General features: G+C 38.3%; 24 protein-coding genes and 1 tRNA gene. 6 read left to right on the top strand and 19 right to left on the bottom strand.

Annotated elements, in window-relative coordinates; translation table 11 throughout:
• Positions 1–61 precede the first annotated feature (61 nt).
• The 8 genes from B3297_RS12570 to B3297_RS12535 all read right to left on the bottom strand — a co-directional run bounded on the left by B3297_RS12570 (position 62) and on the right by B3297_RS12535 (position 11,869).
• On the bottom strand, positions 62–397 hold the full coding sequence (locus B3297_RS12570; protein ID WP_115046185.1) for a hypothetical protein: 336 nt from the start codon (positions 395–397) through the stop codon (positions 62–64).
• Positions 397–1,038: a glycoside hydrolase family 19 protein gene (locus tag B3297_RS12565; RefSeq protein ID WP_286778971.1), complete on the bottom strand. Its 642-nt coding sequence runs from the start codon at positions 1,036–1,038 to the stop codon at positions 397–399. Before B3297_RS12565 ends, B3297_RS12570 begins: the two co-directional genes overlap by 1 nt.
• A gap of 10 nt (positions 1,039–1,048) precedes the next feature.
• The gene (locus tag B3297_RS12560; protein WP_286778970.1) at positions 1,049–3,607 is read right to left on the bottom strand and encodes a hypothetical protein; all 2,559 of its coding nucleotides are present in this window, start codon (positions 3,605–3,607) and stop codon (positions 1,049–1,051) included.
• Positions 3,608–3,611: 4 nt separating this feature from the next.
• Positions 3,612–5,558, bottom strand: coding sequence for a hypothetical protein (locus tag B3297_RS12555; RefSeq protein WP_286778969.1), 1,947 nt, complete (start codon positions 5,556–5,558; stop codon positions 3,612–3,614).
• Between the two features lie 5 nt (positions 5,559–5,563).
• Complete coding sequence (locus tag B3297_RS12550) at positions 5,564–5,761, bottom strand: hypothetical protein (RefSeq protein ID WP_286778968.1); 198 nt, start codon at positions 5,759–5,761, stop codon at positions 5,564–5,566.
• The gene (locus B3297_RS12545; protein ID WP_286778967.1) at positions 5,761–6,192 is read right to left on the bottom strand and encodes a hypothetical protein; all 432 of its coding nucleotides are present in this window, start codon (positions 6,190–6,192) and stop codon (positions 5,761–5,763) included. The genes B3297_RS12550 and B3297_RS12545 overlap by 1 nt, the downstream gene beginning before the upstream one ends.
• A 1-nt stretch (position 6,193) precedes the next feature.
• Positions 6,194–7,108 (bottom strand): hypothetical protein, encoded by a 915-nt coding sequence (locus tag B3297_RS12540; RefSeq protein WP_286778966.1) that lies wholly within the window; start codon positions 7,106–7,108, stop codon positions 6,194–6,196.
• Between the two features lie 153 nt (positions 7,109–7,261).
• Positions 7,262–11,869, bottom strand: a complete 4,608-nt coding sequence (locus tag B3297_RS12535) for a phage tail tape measure protein (protein ID WP_286778965.1) — start codon at positions 11,867–11,869, stop codon at positions 7,262–7,264.
• A gap of 157 nt (positions 11,870–12,026) precedes the next feature.
• Here B3297_RS12535 and B3297_RS12530 point away from each other — a divergent pair, with 157 nt between their 5' ends.
• From B3297_RS12530 to B3297_RS12505, 6 genes are all read left to right on the top strand, one after another.
• Positions 12,027–12,299: a hypothetical protein gene (locus B3297_RS12530; RefSeq protein WP_286710220.1), complete on the top strand. Its 273-nt coding sequence runs from the start codon at positions 12,027–12,029 to the stop codon at positions 12,297–12,299.
• A 60-nt stretch (positions 12,300–12,359) separates the two neighbouring features.
• Positions 12,360–12,451, top strand: a tRNA-OTHER gene (locus B3297_RS12525).
• Positions 12,419–12,562, top strand: coding sequence for a hypothetical protein (locus tag B3297_RS12520; RefSeq protein WP_286778964.1), 144 nt, complete (start codon positions 12,419–12,421; stop codon positions 12,560–12,562). The genes B3297_RS12525 and B3297_RS12520 overlap by 33 nt, the downstream gene beginning before the upstream one ends.
• Before the next feature lie 311 nt (positions 12,563–12,873).
• Positions 12,874–13,512 carry a hypothetical protein gene (locus tag B3297_RS12515; protein WP_286710218.1) on the top strand — a complete coding sequence of 213 codons (639 nt, stop codon included), beginning with the start codon at positions 12,874–12,876 and terminating at the stop codon, positions 13,510–13,512.
• A 7-nt stretch (positions 13,513–13,519) separates the two neighbouring features.
• On the top strand, positions 13,520–14,161 hold the full coding sequence (locus B3297_RS12510; protein WP_286710217.1) for a hypothetical protein: 642 nt from the start codon (positions 13,520–13,522) through the stop codon (positions 14,159–14,161).
• Between the two features lies 1 nt (position 14,162).
• A complete protein-coding gene (locus B3297_RS12505; RefSeq protein WP_286710216.1) occupies positions 14,163–14,597 on the top strand; it encodes a hypothetical protein in 435 nt (144 codons plus the stop codon).
• 74 nt (positions 14,598–14,671) lie between these two features.
• Here B3297_RS12505 and B3297_RS12500 read toward each other — a convergent pair whose 3' ends face one another.
• The 11 genes from B3297_RS12500 to B3297_RS12450 all read right to left on the bottom strand — a co-directional run bounded on the left by B3297_RS12500 (position 14,672) and on the right by B3297_RS12450 (position 20,684).
• Positions 14,672–15,463, bottom strand: coding sequence for an antA/AntB antirepressor family protein (locus tag B3297_RS12500; protein ID WP_286710215.1), 792 nt, complete (start codon positions 15,461–15,463; stop codon positions 14,672–14,674).
• A 121-nt stretch (positions 15,464–15,584) separates the two neighbouring features.
• On the bottom strand, positions 15,585–15,905 hold the full coding sequence (locus tag B3297_RS12495) for a hypothetical protein (RefSeq protein WP_286710214.1): 321 nt from the start codon (positions 15,903–15,905) through the stop codon (positions 15,585–15,587).
• A 3-nt stretch (positions 15,906–15,908) separates the two neighbouring features.
• Positions 15,909–16,121, bottom strand: a complete 213-nt coding sequence (locus B3297_RS12490) for a hypothetical protein (RefSeq protein ID WP_286710213.1) — start codon at positions 16,119–16,121, stop codon at positions 15,909–15,911.
• Positions 16,111–16,407, bottom strand: a complete 297-nt coding sequence (locus B3297_RS12485; RefSeq protein ID WP_286710212.1) for a hypothetical protein — start codon at positions 16,405–16,407, stop codon at positions 16,111–16,113. The genes B3297_RS12490 and B3297_RS12485 overlap by 11 nt, the downstream gene beginning before the upstream one ends.
• Before the next feature lie 242 nt (positions 16,408–16,649).
• Positions 16,650–17,411, bottom strand: coding sequence for a hypothetical protein (locus tag B3297_RS12480; protein ID WP_286710211.1), 762 nt, complete (start codon positions 17,409–17,411; stop codon positions 16,650–16,652).
• A 2-nt stretch (positions 17,412–17,413) separates the two neighbouring features.
• Positions 17,414–17,806: a lipocalin family protein gene (locus tag B3297_RS12475; protein WP_286710210.1), complete on the bottom strand. Its 393-nt coding sequence runs from the start codon at positions 17,804–17,806 to the stop codon at positions 17,414–17,416.
• Between the two features lie 116 nt (positions 17,807–17,922).
• On the bottom strand, positions 17,923–18,516 hold the full coding sequence (locus B3297_RS12470) for a hypothetical protein (protein WP_286710209.1): 594 nt from the start codon (positions 18,514–18,516) through the stop codon (positions 17,923–17,925).
• A 120-nt stretch (positions 18,517–18,636) separates the two neighbouring features.
• Complete coding sequence (locus B3297_RS12465; RefSeq protein WP_286710208.1) at positions 18,637–19,137, bottom strand: hypothetical protein; 501 nt, start codon at positions 19,135–19,137, stop codon at positions 18,637–18,639.
• A 66-nt stretch (positions 19,138–19,203) separates the two neighbouring features.
• Positions 19,204–19,773, bottom strand: coding sequence for a hypothetical protein (locus B3297_RS12460; protein ID WP_286710207.1), 570 nt, complete (start codon positions 19,771–19,773; stop codon positions 19,204–19,206).
• Between the two features lie 18 nt (positions 19,774–19,791).
• Positions 19,792–20,232 (bottom strand): hypothetical protein, encoded by a 441-nt coding sequence (locus B3297_RS12455; RefSeq protein ID WP_286710206.1) that lies wholly within the window; start codon positions 20,230–20,232, stop codon positions 19,792–19,794.
• The gene (locus B3297_RS12450) at positions 20,232–20,684 is read right to left on the bottom strand and encodes a hypothetical protein (RefSeq protein ID WP_286710205.1); all 453 of its coding nucleotides are present in this window, start codon (positions 20,682–20,684) and stop codon (positions 20,232–20,234) included. Before B3297_RS12450 ends, B3297_RS12455 begins: the two co-directional genes overlap by 1 nt.

Below are 20,684 nucleotides of genomic sequence, written 5' to 3'. Positions count from 1 at the left end.
TTTCCATTTGATGAGATCAGGGTAACCGACCCTAATAGCATCAATAACAATACTAATTTTTTCATCTTATTACCTCCCTGATGATCTGTTTAATTTGACTGGTAGTCGTGTCTACCTGCTCACGCATAGGTGCTGTTTGTTTGCTTACTTCTTTTTCTACAGCCGGCCTAAGTTCAGCTGGCAATTGCTTACGAATCTCATCCTGCACCTGTTGGCTAGTAGACTTCAATAAAGCAATATTCTCATTCTTTGCTTCAATGTATAAGCAAATGAACAATATCAGTAATGCAGACACAAAGGCACATAGAAAAGCCATTGGATTGTCCTTTATCCATTGTGTAAACTTTCCTACACCATTAATCTTTCTGTCGATGAAATCGTCTTTTTCCTCTGCCATTACTTCCACAAACTAGCATAATAATTCACTTTGGCTCTACGGTCGTCTAAGCCGTTATATCCCCCATTTACCGCACGGCAAACTGCACGTATACTTTCCTCCGAAAGATCCTTTGCTTTAGTCCAAATATTCTTTGCGTCAAACTCACGAACTGCAGTAGTAAAATAGTATGCCGATTCTCCGATCAAATCGGGATTGTCATATAATTCCTTATCACCATACCGATCATAGTCTCTACCGCCCGTAATTTGCAGAGATCCACCTCCACGATATTTCCATCCATCACCAGGTTTAGTATTGCCCAGTTCGGCGGCCTTGCGCGGGTTACCCAATCCATAAACACGTTCGGCTAGTTCCCAAGGATTGCCAGCCAATCGTCCTGCTTCTGCCACGGTAACTTTTGCCGAATGCCGTCCAATACCGAAAATTTCCATGATGCGTGGAGCGGTATAATTCATATTCTCTCGAACGATTGTAAACCCTCCGCTTTCATGGTGAATATTGGCGAAGAAATGTATTGTCTGTACACGAGTCTTTCCGAATTTAGCAGCAAACTTCGACAACGTTACTTTTCCGATAATACCGTCGGCACTCGCACCGACGGATTTCTGTAATTCTTCTATTCTATCTTTTGCTGTCATTTTCTTTTTTTTATGATTCCCAAAATCTTTCTACCAACCATCCTTTTTTATATGTAAGCCTAAGTGTTCTAAAACCTCCAGCAGATTCTTTCCAAGCATTAACTTGAATAACAGTATCTAACCCTAAACTGCCTTCTACCTGAACATTACCCTGAGGTACTCTTAACGCTATATCATCGTCGCTATTTGGCGAACCAAACGCTTCCGTTGAGAATCCAACATTAGGAGCACGCCTTGAAGGATCAGTATTCAATGACTGAGACCTTACCTGCATAGCAAGTTGCGATGTTGGACTAACATTTACTATTACGCTTTTACGAGACTTTACTGCTGTTGACTCTGCTTCGTCAGCCATATTAGTGCGATAGTAAAGTGACCGAGGTGTGAAGTAAAGATCTGCGTTCAATTCATTGGTAGATCCGAAATATATTGCGTTTTCCATGACGTTGAATGCGCCGATAATACCTGCCAAAGCCTTAAATGTTCCATCGTCCAATACTTGAAAAGGCGCGCTATAACGATCTTCCTCATTAGCTCCTGCCCAAAAACGAATCGACTTCTCATCCCGGTCCGACAATCCACTAATCCCAGCATTTACAAAACCGTCACTTCCTACAGTAATGATCTGTGCAAACAAGCCTATTACGTCAATAAATTCAGCTCCGATCTTCCCAGTGCGAATCGTATCACCGTTGATATAAGTCATTCCATTGGTAAACGCATAATCCCGTCTATTTTCCAAAACGTTATACAGCAAACCGCAATTGAAATGAAAGAAACCTGCTTCTGATTCCGTATTGATCGGTGTCTCAGAAAGTACCCATTGCCCTGTTAACTGCGTTCGTGAACACTTAGCAGATAGATAGTATGATTTGTTCGGGTCCAATCCCTCTTGTGTCATTCCTCCGAGTTCCCAGATATAACCAAGTCCCTCGATCTGTACCTCTCGATGGATCAATTTGCCCGCAGTGATCTGAATCGCATTCGGATCGTCACCTACATTTGGAATAATGCGAACACCATCCAAATAGAAGTTTTGTGATTTGGCCCCAACCGAAAGCATAAGAGTTTCAATCGACTCGGGTTTAATCTTCCCCCTATCAAAATAGCCATCAGGGTCAAATACGGATGCTTGCAACTCTCTCATGCGCAATGCTTGCTTGCGTTGTTCCTCGGATTTTTGACGATTGACTACTTTTACCTGCTCCTTGACCTTATCTTTATCAATCAACGCTTGCGTTTCCTGCGTGTATGTAATCTTATCGCTTATAACAACTGTACATTTGTTAGGATTTACCAAAGGAAAGGATACGGAAGTCACACGGATCATATCGTCAATGCTTAGCTTATCATCTGTCAATCGTACACGGTCACCTGACTTTAAAGTAAAAGCATTTTCACGCATATACTTTTCGTCAATTTCAACACGGTACGGAGGTCTTGTGAGTGTTTTAAAGCTTTTTTCTACTTCTTTAAACAGTCGATTTTCAGCATCATTGATGTAAGATTGTGGCTGCTTGATTCCGACTAACGTATATTTGTCTCCGATTTTAGGGGTAAACGTTGCGTTCGGCGTAACATATCCATCCTGTTCGGTATTTGTTTTAATCCGGATGGTCTTTGTGCTGTTATTGTACGAAGAAATTTCAAATTCCTTACCGCCAAGTTCACCTGTCTTGAAAACTACTTTAGCCGTTTCCCCTTCGATCAGGTTTCCATTAAGATCAAAGTCAATAGAAGTATCAGTAAGCGAAAGCCAATCTGCCGAAACAGCAGTCAATGTGCCTGTTCGCTCTGGATAGATATCGTCAAAAACGACACTTGTTTCCCTACGACGTTCACCTGCAGCAAGGGGACGTTCAATCATTCCAGTGTTGAATGTTAACCGTTTTGCTTTATTCCGATAATCTGCTGGAATGTTCTTGGTACCACCAAATCCATAAATTCGATTATACAATGGAGTTTCCAAAATGCCCCGCTCAACCGAATACAATCCTTTTGTACGGCCATATGAAAATCCGATATTTGTTTGCTGGCCTGCCTGTTTGGTAAGGTTTATCGTCTTTCCGTCACCCGAAAACCAAAATTCCAACCCAAGATCTTGAGCAATTTTTATTAAGGCTGTTTGGCAGTTATAGCCTTGTCCATCGGCAAAAAAATCAAGTAGTTTTTCCTCCAACTCCTCACAATATCCAACCATCCATCCACTATCATCGATATTCATGCAATCTACAATCAACTGGACAAAAGCTTTTGGTGTACCGAAGTAGGAGAACTCAATAGTACCAAGATGCTTGAACGTTATGTCCTTTAACCAATAACTAGGATGTTCAAAAGTTATATTGTACTGAATCACCGCCGACCGTGTAACCTGATAAGGTACATTGATTGAAAATCGGACACCATTTAAGAGGATATAATCGTCTATTTTAATGTCCAAGACAACAGGCGAAAAGAACTGGCATTGTATATCAAAACGCCCCATACACTCGTCGAAATAGACTGTATTTTCGTCGATCGGCACCAATATAGTCTTAACTCCCTGTCTATATAATTGTAAAGTGTTCATTTTTTTAAAATTGATTAACGCTGTAAATGCGTCCCCCTTCAATAGTCAATGTGACTTTTCCATGCAAAGATGTTGCGTTATTTCCGCCTGAATTTATTTTAGATTTTATCTCCAAGTTATTTCCTGAAATAACGTATTGAATGTCTATAACATTTGGGGTCATCACATAATCTGTTCCAATAACAGTGACTATACCTGTTGTGGCGCCAGCCGAAAAAAGTCTATTATGAGAGATGTAGGTTGCGCCATATCCTTCCGCTGTAGCATCTATGTCTAATCTAAATCTGCAATTTCTGTAATTTTGTAGATGGCCTAATTTGAATAGAGACACATAATTAGATGTTGTAGCTCCTGAAGGAATACTTCTATCAAACTTCATAACCTCACTACAGTAGGTAGTATCAAGGTCTGTTTGTCCGTTTTGATATACTCGTACATCATGACCCATAGGATTAAGAGTATTTCCGCTTTGAGAGCAGTAATAGCAAGACACACCAAAGATAGCCGTACCTTTAGATACGTTAAATTCATTTCCAGTCACATTAACAGAACTAGCACCATTAACGACAACTCCGTACTGACCGTCTATTTTGTTTGCGTTGATAACGAACCCTTCAAATCTTCTACTGTCATAACCTCCAGCTGATGTGGTACCATCTATCCTGATAGCGGTATCGGTAACCATCATTTCATTTCCCTGAATAACTACTTTACTTATACGAGATTGAATACCATCGTTGTGAAAGATAATTCCATCTTTGCAATTCTCTATTGAATTGCCTTGAATAACGAAAACAGAAGTATTAATACTTGTAGACTGAGGATTAATATCTATGCCTTTCAACCATTTTGCGTTTCCTGAAAAATTTATCTTACAGTTAGTTACTCGAAGACCTCCTCCACTATTCCATTTAATAGCCGCTCCTGACGGAGATCGATTAGAAAAATAATTGATAATAAAATAGCAGGCATCGAATGACATGTCCCCTATATCGTTGTGTACAACATTATTGATAACAATGCCGTTGCGAATAGGGTCAAAAATGTATAGGCCATTAAAATTGTAGTATATGCCTGATTTTACATAAATATTGTCACAAAAATTGATTACGGATACAGATTTGAATTCTGTACAATCTGCATTTTGAAAGTTAAGTCCAATAGATCCTTCCACAGGGATATCAGGGCTTATATTTTCAATACTGAACTGTTCAAGAATTACTTTTTCTCCAGAGTTTGTAAAATTAAATAAATCACCAGTAATGTCAGTAGTAACGAATCTCGACAATCCTCTGCGAACACTAGTTGCACATCCGTTTCCTAATACATGAATTCCACCAGTAACAGATATATAACCTCCATTCACAAGGTATGAACCAGTTGATACAAGTAATTTCACCTTCTTATTACTACAATAAGAAACAGCATTTTGAACGTTTATTCTATCATTATCTATACCGTTACCTTTTGCCCCAAAGTGCCTAATATCGCATGTAGAAATGAATTTATGCTGTAACTTAATATTGCCTATCTGAAAAATACTTCCACCATCCTCATTAATTGTTGTGGTAGAAAGAAAATATTCTAATGAATAAGGAGTATCATCTTTAATGTAGTAACCATTTAAACGAACTCCTTTATAATAGCCAATCCAAATTAAATATTGATTATAAGCACTCATTGCTCTCAAATCTGCGACTGTATCAACCTCTAGGAACAACTCACCCCATTGAGGTTTATTCTCCCTGACATATTCGCCTGTTTCTTTGAACTTTGAATAAACACCCCACTGATCCACTTTAGTATCATCCATTTCGGTTCCATCAAACCAATGCGCTATTACGGTATAGGATGTCGTAGTATTATCAATATTACTCTTTACATTACTAACTACTATAGACCCATCTTTGTAAACCGAACGTATCGGTTTCTGTAAAATCAAATCTGACATAATTTTTATATCCCAAAAAAATCATCGTATTCAGCCGGAGCGCTGGTTAAACTAGGTGAAATCTGCTCGGATAAAGTGCTTAAAGGTACTCGCTGCAATTCCTTAGTTACACCATTTACCAGTAGTAAAGTATCTTCAGTCATCATATCAGTCCTGATCTGTGCCTGACTTACGTCTTTTGTTCCTTCTCCTACTTCTGCCATTACTTCTTAAATTCTTTAATCTTTGCCAAACCATATTTTTCAAAATTCATCCTTGCAGAATGGTGCAATTCAACTGATACAAATGCATTATCTCGGGCAACGACATTAACAAATGCGTCATTGGTAGCGAATATCTCTACCACATCGAAACTGCCTGCTTTAATATCCACCTGGCCGCCGAAAACCAATATCTTACCCGATCCAGTAACCGTATGGGCACCGTCGATGTACACGGCATGCGAAGTCAGCTCATCCCGATGATGCTGCATAACTTCCAAACTTGGAAACCGATTCTCCATACAGAATTCTATTCCCTGTGGTGATATCATCAGCTTGATCAGATCAACAACACTCTTGCTGTTCGCTATCACGTCTAGGCCCCTATCTTTACAGGCGCCGGCCTTTTTTGCCAGTTCAAATATTTTTTTCATCCTAAAACCCTTTCAATAACTCTGTTAATGGCTGCCCATGCTTATCCACCAAAATCAATTCTGTGCTGTCGGTTAACAGGTTCCAATTCTCAAGTATGCGTATTTCAGCAATTGCAAGAGAGAGAAATGCCGTCACTCTATTCGGAGCGACACGAACATTAGTCACTTTAAATCCGTCTTTCACAAAAAACTCACGTGTTGTATTATCATCCAATCTCAACGTCCGTGCATTAGGACGAGAAACCAAATACTGCAAATTGTTGATGCACGACTTGAAGCTGTTGTATGAAGGATGATCTAAAAAGAAATCAATTGTAAATTCCCTCATGTTCCGACGGACTGGACCAATACGTTCTACACCGTAAGCAGTAGTTTCCCATTGCTTAGATGATGCGCGATTTGCCTGATCCTTGGTCAGCATTTTGACTATGCCTAATTGATAGAAGGAATAGTTGTCTATTCCAACACCCCCGGAAGTTGTGGCCGGCACTGTCCCTGTCATCTCCACGACCGGCTGACGAAATTTCAATTCAATATTTCCAAAACCTTTATTTAGATATGAAACAGGCGATGCTTCTATTAATTGGACATCCCAGATCCCAAACTCACTGGACAAAGGGAATACCGATCCCTGTAAAGTGTCGATGTAATCGTAAAGAGATTGGATAGCACCAACAAACCCGCCCCTGGTTCCCTCAGCCAACCAGCAATACAAGGAAATATCCCTACCACCGAAAAAGATCTCATCGGCTCTCAAGTATGGTTCCACTCCATTTTCATCCTGCCAATCATGAAATACCTTTCCAATTCGAGAAGGCATATCCCAGCAGCCTGCAATAGCAATGTTGCTACTAGCTTGGCGACCAGCTACTAAGCCGAACTCCTCAATTGGTTTGTTGTTTATTTTGTATTCCATGAGAAAGCAGATGATTATTTTATCATGAAGTAACCATCAGAGTTAAATGAAAGATTCTTCAGACTCTTAACCTTCTCTTCTTTTACCAACTTCTTAAGCGCTGGCTTGAGGAGTTTCTTTAAAATTTTCTTTATCATATTATTTTTCTTTTAATTACCCTCCGTATGCTCTTGTTGATTGAGGTGATGTGTTTTTAACCAGCGTGGACAAGTGGCCCACTGCGGTGTCCAAACGCTGTACCGTTGCCGCTGTATTTGTTTGAATAGCGTTAAGAGCGGTTAAATGATCCATTGCAACCATCAGTTGTTTGTTCAAAGTAATCCCTTGAGACTTGCTTTCTGCAAAAGCATTCTTTTGAAGTTCTAAAGTTGCTCGATAAAGGCCTGTCAACTCACTGGCCGTTGCTTCAGTGAGTTCACGCTGAATAGATCCTTTTAGCCCAGATCCTCCAAAACCATCCCTACTCAACCCTAACTGCTTGTAAGCCTCCTCCAGTGTCTTTGTGAATTCAATACCGGCGCCATCAATCTTGTCTTTCCATACCGAAAAATTGAAACCCGTCAAAGAGTTGTTGTTGGATTTCATGTAGTCAGCAAGTTGGTTCACCATGTCGTTTACGATAGGTTCAATCATCTTCAACTTGAGCGAGTTTACCAAAGCATTTTTGATGAATTTATCAAACGTTTCATCCAAAGAATCAACCGCGCTTTCGCCTGCCTCAAATGCAGTAACTAACGCATCAGCAAGGGAAGCAGAGAGATCTTTGAAAGTAGTTTGAACTAAATTTTCGGTGATGGATTTTTGGATATCCTCAATTTGTTTATTGATTGAATCAATTTCATCGTAGTACGATTTTACTTTATCTTTATCAGATTTCTTCTTCTCAGACTCTGCCTTCGCCATATCAGCAAGCAGGCGTTGTTGTTGTTTTAAATTGACTATAGCCTTGTCGCTGTCACTGTAGTAGTTTTCACCTACGCTATTGGAAATTCGGCGCTGTAAAGTATCATATGCTTTTCCAAGGCTGGCCAGTTGGGTTTTGTATGCATCGATCTGCTTTTGCAGCTTTTTATCTTTAGTATTAAAAAGAACTAGCGCAGAGGTTAGGGTTTTTATAGATCCGCTGATGATTGATATAGGGTTTCCACTGGCAATACCAGCCGCTAACTCTCCCATGCCCCCAACCAAATTGCCAATTTGATTAACGGTATTTTGTAGCCCATCACCACCAATTCCTAATTGCGAAAGGGAATCCCCAAGTAATCCAACAATATGCTGTGCTTTAGCTAGGTCATCTGCTAAGGCAGAAAACATTTCCGATTGCGCCTTTTTAGCTTCGACGCTATCCTTGCCATATTTTTTTACTGAATCCCGGTACCTATCCAAAGCATCTGTGGAAGCAATCCAAGATTTAGAAATATTGTTATTGGTTTTTGCATCACCAATTTCACGTGACATTTGGTCATATTCCTGTTTGGTAAGTTTGCCTGCCTTAAATTCTGCATCTACCCTCTTTTGAATATCATCTAATACGCTGTCAGTAGCTTTTTTACTCATAAATTGGAGGGTGGAGAATGTCTTATCCCATTCTACCTTCTGACGAATATTAGCAGACACAATTGCACTTGTTTCCTCAAGAAGACCTTTTTTTAATTGCGCTTTACGTTCTTCTGTTGCATCAGCCCCAAGATCAATAAGAGCTTGTTGATATTTCTTTTGAACTTCAATCAATTGAGTATCGTAGTCACTTGCTAATTTCAACGCGTCAACAAAGCGCTTGTTAGTACGATCCCGCTCCTCTTTATCCAATGCATCCAATAACAATCGTAAAGCCTTTGCTCTCTCTTCTTGGGCCTGTGTAAGTTTTACGGAAGATCCCTGAAAATCTCCAGATGCACTAGTAGTTTCCAGAGTGATCCAATCCATGTACTCTTTTTGCAAGCGCTCCTTATATCCTTTGAATGAAGCTAATTGCCCAGCATACCGCTTATCTGCTTCCTCTTTGGAAGTTTGTTCAGCATACGCGTTATACTCGTCCAACAATTGCTTTTGCACAGACAGCGATTCGGTAAGGCGCTTAGTGTCTTGGCGTGTTGTCGCTTCAGCAATTTCAAAATTCTCCGACCGTTGCAAACCACCCATATCCACGCGCAGACCTTTATTTTTAGGATCAGCATAGAATTTACGGACTTCTTCCTTGATCTTAGCATATTTATCCTTTACAGATGCAACTTCGGATTCATAACGGGAAAGTTGGTTCCTAGATGCCGTTTCGTTGATTTTGTCGATTTCTAGTTGTAGCGAACGCTGGCGCTCGGTGGCTTGGCGCAACTGTTCCGCTGCTCGTTCCGACTTTCTTTTATCTTTATCTGAAACACCAAAATCAATTTTAGAAGTATCAACATCAGTCTTCAAAAGGCTCCTCATTTTCTTTAAATTCTCCTCCAAGACTGGATTAGCAAATGCTTTATTGAGGGAATTTTGCTTTTTTATCAATTCTTCCTGATTAGCAATCATTTTTAATTGCTCGGCTCTAGTCTTTTGTGAGAACTCAGCGAAAAACTTAGAATTATCTTCTGATGCCTTTTTAGAGTCATTAGGGAAAATCAAATTTGAAACTTTATCAAATCCACCGCCAGTTGCCCAATCTACGGCACGACCCGGAATCGTCATTTTGAACCCAGTTGATATATATCGAAAAACACCTTCAAAGATGTTTGCAGAATCTGCGATCTTATTGAATGCTTCCAGCATATCAGCTACATAACCGATTATTGCCACTGAGGTTTTTCCAATTGCTCCAGATCCATTTTCTATAGACAATACCAAGTTATCCCAGGCAATATTTATTCGCTTGATCTGATTAACCAATTTACTTGCCCCTGTTTCGAACTCCGCCTGCATAGCGCCGCTAGCGTTCTTGGCGGTGTTCATCGCATTCGTTAAAGTGTCATATCCAGTAGATGCAAGTGACGCAATTACTCTTTGATCCCGAACCGCTATAATGCCAGTACGTTCCAAGGCTTCATTAACGGAGCCACCTGCTTGGTTAATTTTGTTCAAACCTCGAATGTAATCCATGAAGACACCGCTGGCATCAGTTTTAAAACGCTTTTGTAAATCAGCTTGTGTGCCACCGATAATTTTTAATAAATCATTTACACCTTTTCCAGATCTAGTCATTTTCTCGAACTGTCCGAGGGTACGTGAGAAAGTTGAACCGACAACCTCCGCTTCCAGACCTACTGCTTTCGTTGCTGTAGCGTATGCAAGTACGTCTTTACGGCCGATCTTATATAAACCAACGTTTTGCCCTATAGCTTCGGCATTCGTCAAAATCTCAGATTCGGTGGCCGCGAAGTTGTTACCAAGGTTTACAATCTCGTCTCCAAATTCTTTAACATTCTGGACGCCGCCATCAGTAAGGGTAAGGAGTCTAGCTATTTTTGTCGCGCCTTCCTCTCCGCGTATATCTGATGCGGTCTCCAATTTGGCTAATGCTTCTGAGAATGCGAGTAGGTTGTCTCGGCCCTTAACACCCAATTGTCCGGCAACCTGTGAATATTCAAGGAGTTGCTTTGATTCTACCGTTTTCAAAGCTCGCGAAAGCTGTATTATGTCATCCGAATACTGTTGAAGCGCCTTGCCGGATAATCCTGTTGTTTTACTAACGCTCTTTAGGCCGTCATCAAATTGGATAACAGTATCTTTGTTAGCCTGGAATAGTGCGAACAGTCCGCCAATGGTAGCAACTGCGGCTCCAATTGGAGTAGAGACAAACGCCACCAAGTTTTTGAATGCACCGGCAATACCGGCACCAATTTCCTTGAATATCCCAGGTTTACCAGCTAATTCATCTATTGAGGTGCCGAACATCGCAAGCTGACTGTTAACACGGCCTACTATGGGAATGATATTATCTAAAGCACTGGTGTAGTTACCTACATTCCTTTGGTGAAGGCCAAGGCTTGCGTCAATTTTTTTAATCCCATTGTCCAAATATTGCGTTTGGGCAACAAGACCACGGGCTTTATTTGCTAATTCTTGATAAGCAGCAGATGTTTTTTTTCCTTCACCTTCAAGTTTGAACATTTCAGCAAGAACATCCTTGGATTCTTTGCGAACTTTCCCAAGGGCTGCATTTAATTGATAATATGCGCTGCTTTCCTTTTCAAGTTCTTTACGCCTTTTTTCTGCGGCCTTTCTTTGCTTTTCTGCTTCACGTTCAGAATCTTTACGCGCCTTTTCAGCATCGCGAAGAACTTTCTCAGCAGCACGCTCTTCAGCATTGGCTTTTCTACGGGACTCAGCTTGTTCCTTCAATTTGCGAGTATACTCTTGAAGTTCGATTTGTCCTTGCTTGTACTCGATATTGAGCATTTTCTCCTCCTGGATCAATGACTCAGTTTCTTTCTTTTTATCAGCTAACGCTGCTTTATGTTCTGCTTCAATCTGCTTAAGAATATTCAGGTCGCTTATTTCCTGAGATCGCTCTTTTCTTAATTGACGCAATGACTCAATATTTTCAAGCTGAGCAGCTTTCAATTTCTTTTGCTCATCTGTCAATTGCTTAACAGCGGTAGTAGACTTTTTCGTCTCGTCAGATATTCCTTTTAGGGAATTGGAAGAAGCGCCAGCTAAATTCTTTTTCAAGTTCTTTCCAAATTGATCGGACATTTCAGCCTGGAGCTTAGCTAAGCCAGCAAGCTTTTTCCGCAATTCAGAATCATCTCCAACAAACTTAAACTTTACCTCTGCCATACAGCTTCAAAGGTACTTTTAGCACATTTCTAAATAAATTACAGAACAATGCAAATCAAGTATTTGCAAAATATTTTATTATCCATTTGGATATTACAATATATGTTTATATTTTTGAATTCAATTAGTTCATTGTTTTATCAAAACCATTCAAGAAATGAAGAGATTTATTGCAATTGCATTGATCGGGATGTTCTCTTTTTTAATGGTTGGCACTGTGTACGCTTCATTCGACAAGAATAAGCCCATTGAGTTAAAGAAAGGTTCAGATAGTCCGCAAATCGTGGCTATCCTAGACGGTGTAACACCTTCCGTTGAACCTCATTACGGCAAAATGGTAACTGTCTTATCAGAAGAAGAAACACTATTGGGATCTCAGTGTGATATTACCCCAAACGCCAACGGACCGCCTATAATTAGAATGTTATAGGTGTCGGTTAAGAGAAAATAGAAAAGCCAATTTCACGAGATTGGCTTTTTTGAAAAAATGGGGGAAGTCGTCTAGCGGTAAGGACACCATTGGTACTAGGATTTAAAAATCAATAACCCGTGGCAACATTGGTTCGACTCCATTCTTCTCCACAACCCTTACAGAAAGCAGCGATGGTGCTAACCGTGTTGGGTGACATAGAACTGGAGACGGTTGACTTCATGGACAGTAATAGAGATACGGACATGACCGGACGGGTATAAACTCGGCAGCTATTAGTTAGCCTGAGAGTGACAAATCGGAAAAACAATGGTTGGACTGTAAATCCATACCGAACGTTAGCACCTGACAGCCTGGAAAGACAGGCTTTGTTTAGCACTTTTCATAATTTAGGTTTATAATTGGTTAGCCGTGGGGTTGTCTCCCAAACACCTCACGGTTTTTATTTAATATATATTATTTTAAAATTTCGATATATTATAGATTTTTTTTAATTTCAGTAAACCATATTTTTTAACAAACCATTTACAATTTATAATGTTTTTAAATTATATATTAGCAGAAAATTATTAAAATGGCTAAAGTAAATATCCCAAGACGAGTTATACCTGGCTTTGAAGTCATCTCTAAACTTTCGAACGCGGAAGTTAATATGCTTTCTAAGATCATGGGAGAATTTGAATTAAATCAAAAAATAAATGATTTATTCCTATCAATTTCTGAAGTTATTAAGGAAGTCAACGCCAATGAGTTTTTGAAAACAATTGTTAGCTTCAGCGAATTGTTTGAAGATAACGAATCAGTCGATGTAATCGTAAATAATTTGATTGATTCATACGAAACTGTATATATTAAAGAAAATCCCATTGATTTAGAGTCTTTGAGTAAAAATCTAACGATTCTTTTAAGTAATTATTCACCAATAGCGTTACATGTAAAGTTTCACGAATCTCATACAGATAATCCAAATAATTATATTTCATCAAAATTTAGCTCTAGCTTAAGAGTGTTCACGTATAATAAAAAGATTTATTATCCAATAGTAAACACTTTTAAAATATCATACTACAATAATGAAGATAGCTCTGAAAAAAACATTTATTTAAGTTTAGACCTTGAAGATTTAAAATCATTGCGGAATGAAATTTCACTAGCAATTGAATCTTATGAAGATATTTCTAAAGAAATTGCCGATAATATAAGTTCAAAGTAATTATATTATGAAAACATTAGAATTTTATGCAGAACCGTCGCCTGAAGTATTGTTCCATGGAAGCCAAGTCGATAATACTGATTATTGGATTAAGGAAATTGAAAACTATGGCCATATAAAAGTTCATAACATTGAAAAATCTTATGCTACAGCAGGAGCAATCATAGAATGCGGTCCTAAGGTAACTGAATCTAAATATTACAGTCGATTGAAGGCGTACAACAGAGCACCTGTTTCGCCATGGATCAAAATTGATAATATTCAAAGTTTTTTGGTCGATTTAGATGGCCACATTCAGGAAAGCTCAAAGATTTTAAATTATTCCTTTGATTGGGATGATGAGGGCGCATCTGCGTGTAATCCTGTTCTCTATCAACAATCTACAGAATTATTAAAGGCGTATTTGTTGTCATTAATAGAGATATATAAAGTATTTATCAGTTTTCCAGACATAAACTTGTGTAGAGATGGATCAGTGGATTTGGAATGGAGAAGTCGAAACAAATATATACTTGTAATTAATTTTGGAACTGAGAAAATTGAATACTATGGTGAAGATTTCAAAAATAATACAATTATTAAAGGAACGTTGTCCAGTGTTATAAAGCCAAATGAGGATCTACTGTTTTGGATGAAAAAAATAGTATAACATGTGGGAGAAGGAAGAAATCTTATCAGAACATGATGTCTATGTTCGAGTTGCACTTAGTTTTATAAGTAGCAAGGATAATAATCCAAGTGCAAGTGCTTTCAGTAATACCCCTAAAGACGGATCAAATTTATCATCCGATTGGTCTCGTTACTCTACAGCTAAAGAAAGTTGGGAGAATATTGGTAGACAAAAAAAAACAACTGGAGAGTTTAAAGATCCAAACAAATTTAGAATATGGGGATTGAATGTCGGTAAAGTAAGACAAATAACTCCTACTCAAGTCGTAGAACATGACCCTGTATTTGAAGTTCCAGAAAATGAATATGTTCCCAATAATAGAGCACATTCAATTATAATTGGTGATAAGCCAATTAAAAATAATGTTGAATTCAGAGTTTCTTTAGTAAAAAGTGGAAAATGGGAAATTATATAAAATAATTATATATTCTAGTAAAGCCCTCCAATTGGAGGGCTTTTATTTTTGATATAAAGTTCTAGAATCTTTATCTAATGAATTATTGAAGAGCTTTGATTTATTGGAATATGTTGAATCTTATATTTCGACCGATCCAATCCTTTAATTAAATCAACAATAAATGCTTCTCCAAACCTTGACCATCTTAACTTCTCACGAAATTGTCCATCATGACATTTTATGAGTATACGCTTTGCATAACCTTTACCCAAGTATTTAGTTGTCAAACAATAATCGTCATCCAAACTCCTAATAACATGTTTTTCAAGAAGTATCTTATTAAGTTTCTTGCCATTAATATTCAAACGGCTACCTATTGAAGTCACAGTTAGCGAAAACTCCTCCTCGCTTGTAATATGATCTGTAAAATCTTCTTTGGCTGATTTCGATTCTAATTTTTTATCCTGAGCAATCACAATGCATTCTAGCTCCTGATTTTTCATCTCTAAAGCTTTTACATCTTCAGACAACATTTGAAATGTCTGCATGTATAATTGCTCCTTTGTCAATGGCACCTGAGTATTTGATCTTTGCTTTTTTTCGCAATCAATGAAATATTGTCGCGCTTGTTTACCTTTTTCAGAACGTTGCAACATAGATATTTCCTTTGCTGTATCTATTGTTAGAGCGTAATTAACTGATGGCCTGCCACCTGTACTTTCTTCCAAAATTGGAATAAAGTCTTTACCTTCCTCAAACCCATATTCAAACATTCTTTTACACCATGTAGTGAAATTAGAATTTACTTCTAAAAATTCATAGAGTTCACGAGCAGAAACAATGGAAGTGCCATTGTTATCAATGATTTTTATTATATTTGTCATATCATGTTGTTTTTGATTAAACAGGCTTGCACCTTGGGATGGAACAGCCTGTTTTTTTTATTAACTTATCCAAATGTATAATTTTTACACAACTTATCCAAACAGATAATATTCCAAGCAATTACCCAATATATTTCTTAGCTGTATTTATCGCATTCCCGATCTGATAAAATGTATTCCACCCTGCCTTTTCTTTCAGTAGATCAATAAGAGTAGTCGATTCACCAATTAGGTTGTCCATATGTTCTAAAGCCTCTTCATCCTTAATAGCTTCCGCTGCAGTGCTCATAGCTTTCATTTGCCGAGCGAGAAGGTTCAAAAGATTCTCAACCGACATTCCATAAGCCTCGTTTATATGGGAAACATTTTCCAAAATTTGGCATACCTCTTCCCGGGCAGACTCAACCTGGTTGATCCTACCTTCATTTTCAATATGTGCCATAAACTATGCTGCTTTAGACTTTTTTAAATTAATTGCTGTCAATGGATGTCCCAGATCTGCCATAAGAAACTTGAGTTCGATAAGCATATCCATAATTTCACTATTAAAACTTTCAGTAGTTAGGTAGTCCTCCAGGTCGAAGAATCTATCGAATAGTCCGATAAGAAGCTCCTCAATCTCACAAAGAGCTTCAATAGCCATTTTCTTAGATACCATGGTTCGCTCCTTCCTTGATTTTCTCAGCTAGATTTTTGATAAATGATGAATTGATACCTAAACGGTAGATAAGCTGCATTCCTTCAGATAGGACCTCTGCATTTCCTTCTCCGTCATTGAAGTCGACAAGGGCCGTGATTACAGCATTGCTTCGATCTGCTTCCATGCAGTCATTGAAATAATTAATTTGGAAGAGTAGGTTCTCTAGCCGGTCTATCTCCTCGGGAGATAATTTTACGGATATTAGGTTATCCGTTAGATTGGGTGTTGTTGTTTGTTTTCGCATTTTTACACAACTTACCGGCAACAAAAAAGCCCTGCCGTGTGGGTCTGCGAAAACAAAACAAAGTCAGCACAAGGCTGGAAATTGTAACCACACGAACAGAGCAATGTCTGTATATTTTACCAATACCTAGTATTAGTATATATGTCTTTTTGTTGAAGAAATTTTAAAAGCTCCTCTGACTTTATTTTGTTTTCGCATTTCAAAAATGCAAAACTATTTTGATAAATGCAAACGAATTTCTGCTATTGAGTAGAAATCTTTTTAATATTTCCCCCTGTAGCGCTATTGATATTATAGAGGATTGAATTTTTTAACAATTGCTCATCAGTAAATTCTGCGTTTATATATTTTATTGCGTTATTTTTAGATACCAAAAGTCCAATAGTTTCAGCATCCGAATCAGCTACACTATCTGATGTAAAATCCTTTGAAGTATATCCAACTATAATTAAAAAATGTTTTATTTCAGAAATATCCTTCAATGCGCTAAAATTATAAATTGTTGGAAGTGCAACATCTTTAGCTGCGCTTAAAGCCCTTTGAGTTGAATTTAACCGTATAGTATTGTATGAATTCTTCGAATAAATACCAGTTTGAAAAAAAGTCAAAGATCCACTATTATTGACAAAACCACATTGAAAATTATCACTGTTATAGACTAATATACTCCCTCTCGTTTCTCCAAATGAGGTGCTACCGTTAATATAATCAGTGATCTTGCTCTGATACTTCTTAAATAAAGCCGCTTGTTTTTTCTGCCCAGCATCGCCATCCAAATTATACATTTCTATATATTTTGGAAGCAATTCTGCAGTCCTTGCAAATTCTATAACTGGCATATCATAACCAGGGAGTTCGCTCATCTTGTTGTGAATACTACTCCATTGAATTATAGATGAAACATCCGAAAGGTCTTTATAAGGATTTACTGCTGTTTTCTTTTGTTGAGCATAAGTAGCTGCATTACAGAAAACTATTAAGGATATTAAAATAAATTTTTTCATATCTAAACTTTTTTAGCCTTAATAACAACAGTCCCAGAAGAATCTGACATTTTAAGTTCAGCAACACCGTTCGAAATAGATATTATTTCATATTTATGATATTGCTTGCCATCAACAAATGTTGTAACAACTTTACCATCCAACTTGTATGTGCCTTCCCCGTTCCCAAACTGACCTGATCCAGAATACTTACCACCAGAAGCGAATGTAATTCTTGTTGTTTTAAACCCACTAATTGAGCCCACTGAGACTCCATCAAAATGAGTTAATTCCCATGTACCTGCTATTTGAGCCTCGTAAGGATTAACGACAACTTCTTCTTTATCTTTACTACAAGAAATTGTAGTTCCAACCAAGGAAAAGCCAATGAGCAATGCAAAAAAATACTTTTTCATAAAAAATTTATATTTAAGCTAAAAACTCAAATATAAATAAAAACTTCAAAGAACGGCGAAACACGTTTTGTACGGCACAAACATATAAATTTATAACATATTATCCAAACGGATAATCAAATTAATTTTCTCAAAATATCCAAAGCCTCGTAATTCTTGATCTGATCAGGAACAACAGTTAAAACTTTCCACCCAAGTGCCTGAGCAAGATTAGATTTCTCATAGTCTCGCATTATACCTTTTCCGGAACTATGGCCGCTATTCCCTTTGGCCCATACACCACCATTTACCTCAATCCCGATTTTAAACTCTGGAATTGCGTAGTCAAATCGATATAGACGATCTACTGAAAAAAAGAATTCCGGCCAAACCTCCAGGGACAATTCTGTTTTGACTAAATTGATAAAAGGATCATGGTATTTTTCCTTATTCCTTATGTTTCGAATATCATCAGTCCAACCGGTGCGGACAATTTTGGATCTCGATTTCTTTTTCGGCAATGAAGATATAGCTTCCTTTGAACCTGGTGGGAAGTAAATGTCACCCACTCTAACAAAACCACGATTAGCTATATCCTTCAAAATGGACTTTCCCTGTCCGGATCTCCCCCACTTTCCCATATTATACACCCAATCCTTGATCCAACCTTTTGCCAATATCCCAAAGAGATACAGCTTCATTAGTGCCCATTGTCGGATTATTCGATCCACTAGACGATCCTGATTTATTGACTTCGGGACCTATAGAGTTATACATAAGAAGATTTCTCCAAGTAACTCCCCATTTAATATCATGCTCAGTACCACCGTAATATTTCCAAGTATTAGAAATTAGGTCGTAGGCTGTTCCTCTCCCAGGATAGTTTTCTCCAGATCCTTCAGATCGATTAGCGATCCCGATATAGCGAAAAAAGTTTGTACGTCTAACCTCCGGTAGACTTCATTTACAGCTGTGTGCAATTCAGTTGGTGTGAAATGATAGTTTAATGCTTCAATAAGCCATTTTGGAGGATCAGTAGGTTTATTATGCAATCCAACAGCTAAGAACTCTATAAACAATGGAATGTTATTCTCAATCATTTTGTAGATTTCTACATCAGAAATTTCTTTCGCGCCTTGCAACCGGCTAATAATACCTAATATGCGGACAACGGTACCAGGATACAACTCCGAAAGATAGATCTTCTTTGAATAGAAACGAGGGATGATAAAAAGAAATGAAAGCAATTTGGTGTACCATGACTTACATTGCTTTTTTAATCTTACCTTTTTGATAAGTACTTTTTGGTCCGAAAGGGATTGGACCATATCTTGTTTTACTGAATTATTCATTTTGGGTTAGGATTAATAAAGCCCTACTAACCGCCTAACCTCCGGCTTTCAGGCTTATATTTTAAATTACCCCTCTGGAAGGGCTGGTGTTGCATCAACGAATTTATATCCCCATGGAGATACAGCATTTCCCGTTGCATCCACTGGAGTCGTCACATCCGCATTATAGCTAAGGGCCAAGAATCCATTCTTAGTGATCGCATTTACAAAGCCTGCAGATCCTGCTAACGCCGGTGCGGTGAAGACCATCTTTTTACCTTCGAAAGGCTTAGACGTTAGGCGAACTGCTAAATAGTAGATTTGCTCACTATCCGCAGGCGCTTTGAATTCGGTCGCGTCGGTTGTTACCTCTCCTTTGAATAAAAGGTTTGCTGCATCAATCTTTAATTCCAATGAATTGAAAGCGATTGTTGCAGGATCTGTTTCACCAGGAATGACCCAACGCACGCCTGCTTTGTCTTCAACTCGAACACGGGTTTTATTTAATGGTGGAATAGTGAGGTTCACACTCCCCATTTCAATATCGCGGACATTTACCCAACCAGTTGTTGGCATAGCGCCATTCGCTGCCATAACTGCCAGTTCAAGACTTTCGACACCTGTTACTGCTGCCATATTATTTTGATTTGTGGCCAAAGGCCGTTAATTATTCAATTATTTGTCTCTACGTAAATAGAAATATCTGATCACGATATTGTAGAACCAGTTTTTACCATCCGGGATAACCTCTCCTGTAGTTTCAACTTCGATGAAAAAATCATGTCCCCTGAAACCATCCAGCACCTCAATAAGAAACTTTCCTATTTCCTCCAACCTAGCGATATCTGGCTGCCCGTTATCAACCGTATTCGGAACACCAGCAGGAATAGCCGGTAAGTTGGGAATATGAAGATTGACATTGATTATGTTTTCAGTGATCTGAGTTGCGGATGGTACAATACAATTTATTACGATATCTTCCTTCTTGGAATTCAGAATACGTAGGATCAATCGGATTTCGCCTGTAAGTCCAGTATTACCTGATACATCAGCAAGCTCTAAAGCTTCTTTGACATCCTCCATCGAACCGATTGCCGTTTTAATTGCTTTATCCATTACTCAATAGTTCCAATTTCATTAAAAGCCTCTTTCAATATGGAGTTAAGGTTTGTCGTAGCGCTCAGCAACACATCATATCCTTTACCCTGCACCCAGCTCGCATAATCCATTCCCGACATTAGAACCACTCCCCAGCCACTCGATTCCCTTAGCTCAGCCAGAGCGAGGGAAAGCCCTTCTTTTAGTCCTGTAACCTTGTCAGTTCCCTTATCACTTTCCCTAAAATCACGATGAACGACTTGACCGTTATGGTAAATAATGAATCCAGTGGAGCTGTTTAGATTTCCAGTATGATCTTGATAAGGTACACCTTCCATCTTCTTACGGACTTTTTCAACTCCCACACTTAGGACCTTAATAAGATGTTTTAAAGTTTCAGCATCAATCTCCTTCTGTATCTCTTTCGCTAAAACATTCATATCAGTGACAATCTCCAATCCTATCTTCAT

The sequence above is a fragment of the Sphingobacterium sp. UBA3519 genome, assembly GCF_002377215.1.
Taxonomy (GTDB): Bacteria; Bacteroidota; Bacteroidia; order Sphingobacteriales; family Sphingobacteriaceae; genus Sphingobacterium; species Sphingobacterium multivorum.
Note: the sequence above shows the minus strand (reverse complement) of the source record. Positions and strands in the feature narration are given on the sequence as shown.

Bases quoted from the DNA above. Each gene is read 5' to 3' on its own strand.
- B3297_RS12570 (WP_115046185.1), bottom strand. From the start codon at position 397: ATGGCAGAGGAAAAAGACGATTTCATCGACAGAAAGATTAATGGTGTA.
- B3297_RS12565 (WP_286778971.1), bottom strand. From the start codon at position 1,038: ATGACAGCAAAAGATAGAATAGAAGAATTACAGAAATCCGTCGGTGCG.
- B3297_RS12455 (WP_286710206.1), bottom strand. From the start codon at position 20,232: ATGGATAAAGCAATTAAAACGGCAATCGGTTCGATGGAGGATGTCAAA.
- B3297_RS12545 (WP_286778967.1), bottom strand. From the start codon at position 6,192: ATGAAAAAAATATTTGAACTGGCAAAAAAGGCCGGCGCCTGTAAAGAT.
- B3297_RS12560 (WP_286778970.1), bottom strand. From the start codon at position 3,607: ATGAACACTTTACAATTATATAGACAGGGAGTTAAGACTATATTGGTG.
- B3297_RS12505 (WP_286710216.1), top strand. From the start codon at position 14,163: ATGTGGGAGAAGGAAGAAATCTTATCAGAACATGATGTCTATGTTCGA.
- B3297_RS12515 (WP_286710218.1), top strand. From the start codon at position 12,874: ATGGCTAAAGTAAATATCCCAAGACGAGTTATACCTGGCTTTGAAGTC.
- B3297_RS12510 (WP_286710217.1), top strand. From the start codon at position 13,520: ATGAAAACATTAGAATTTTATGCAGAACCGTCGCCTGAAGTATTGTTC.
- B3297_RS12550 (WP_286778968.1), bottom strand. From the start codon at position 5,761: ATGGCAGAAGTAGGAGAAGGAACAAAAGACGTAAGTCAGGCACAGATC.
- B3297_RS12450 (WP_286710205.1), bottom strand. From the start codon at position 20,684: ATGAAGATAGGATTGGAGATTGTCACTGATATGAATGTTTTAGCGAAA.
- B3297_RS12495 (WP_286710214.1), bottom strand. From the start codon at position 15,905: ATGGCACATATTGAAAATGAAGGTAGGATCAACCAGGTTGAGTCTGCC.
- B3297_RS12500 (WP_286710215.1), bottom strand. From the start codon at position 15,463: ATGACAAATATAATAAAAATCATTGATAACAATGGCACTTCCATTGTT.
- B3297_RS12480 (WP_286710211.1), bottom strand. From the start codon at position 17,411: ATGAAAAAATTTATTTTAATATCCTTAATAGTTTTCTGTAATGCAGCT.
- B3297_RS12555 (WP_286778969.1), bottom strand. From the start codon at position 5,558: ATGTCAGATTTGATTTTACAGAAACCGATACGTTCGGTTTACAAAGAT.
- B3297_RS12475 (WP_286710210.1), bottom strand. From the start codon at position 17,806: ATGAAAAAGTATTTTTTTGCATTGCTCATTGGCTTTTCCTTGGTTGGA.
- B3297_RS12535 (WP_286778965.1), bottom strand. From the start codon at position 11,869: ATGGCAGAGGTAAAGTTTAAGTTTGTTGGAGATGATTCTGAATTGCGG.
- B3297_RS12465 (WP_286710208.1), bottom strand. From the start codon at position 19,137: ATGAATAATTCAGTAAAACAAGATATGGTCCAATCCCTTTCGGACCAA.
- B3297_RS12485 (WP_286710212.1), bottom strand. From the start codon at position 16,407: ATGCGAAAACAAACAACAACACCCAATCTAACGGATAACCTAATATCC.
- B3297_RS12540 (WP_286778966.1), bottom strand. From the start codon at position 7,108: ATGGAATACAAAATAAACAACAAACCAATTGAGGAGTTCGGCTTAGTA.
- B3297_RS12530 (WP_286710220.1), top strand. From the start codon at position 12,027: ATGAAGAGATTTATTGCAATTGCATTGATCGGGATGTTCTCTTTTTTA.
- B3297_RS12490 (WP_286710213.1), bottom strand. From the start codon at position 16,121: ATGGTATCTAAGAAAATGGCTATTGAAGCTCTTTGTGAGATTGAGGAG.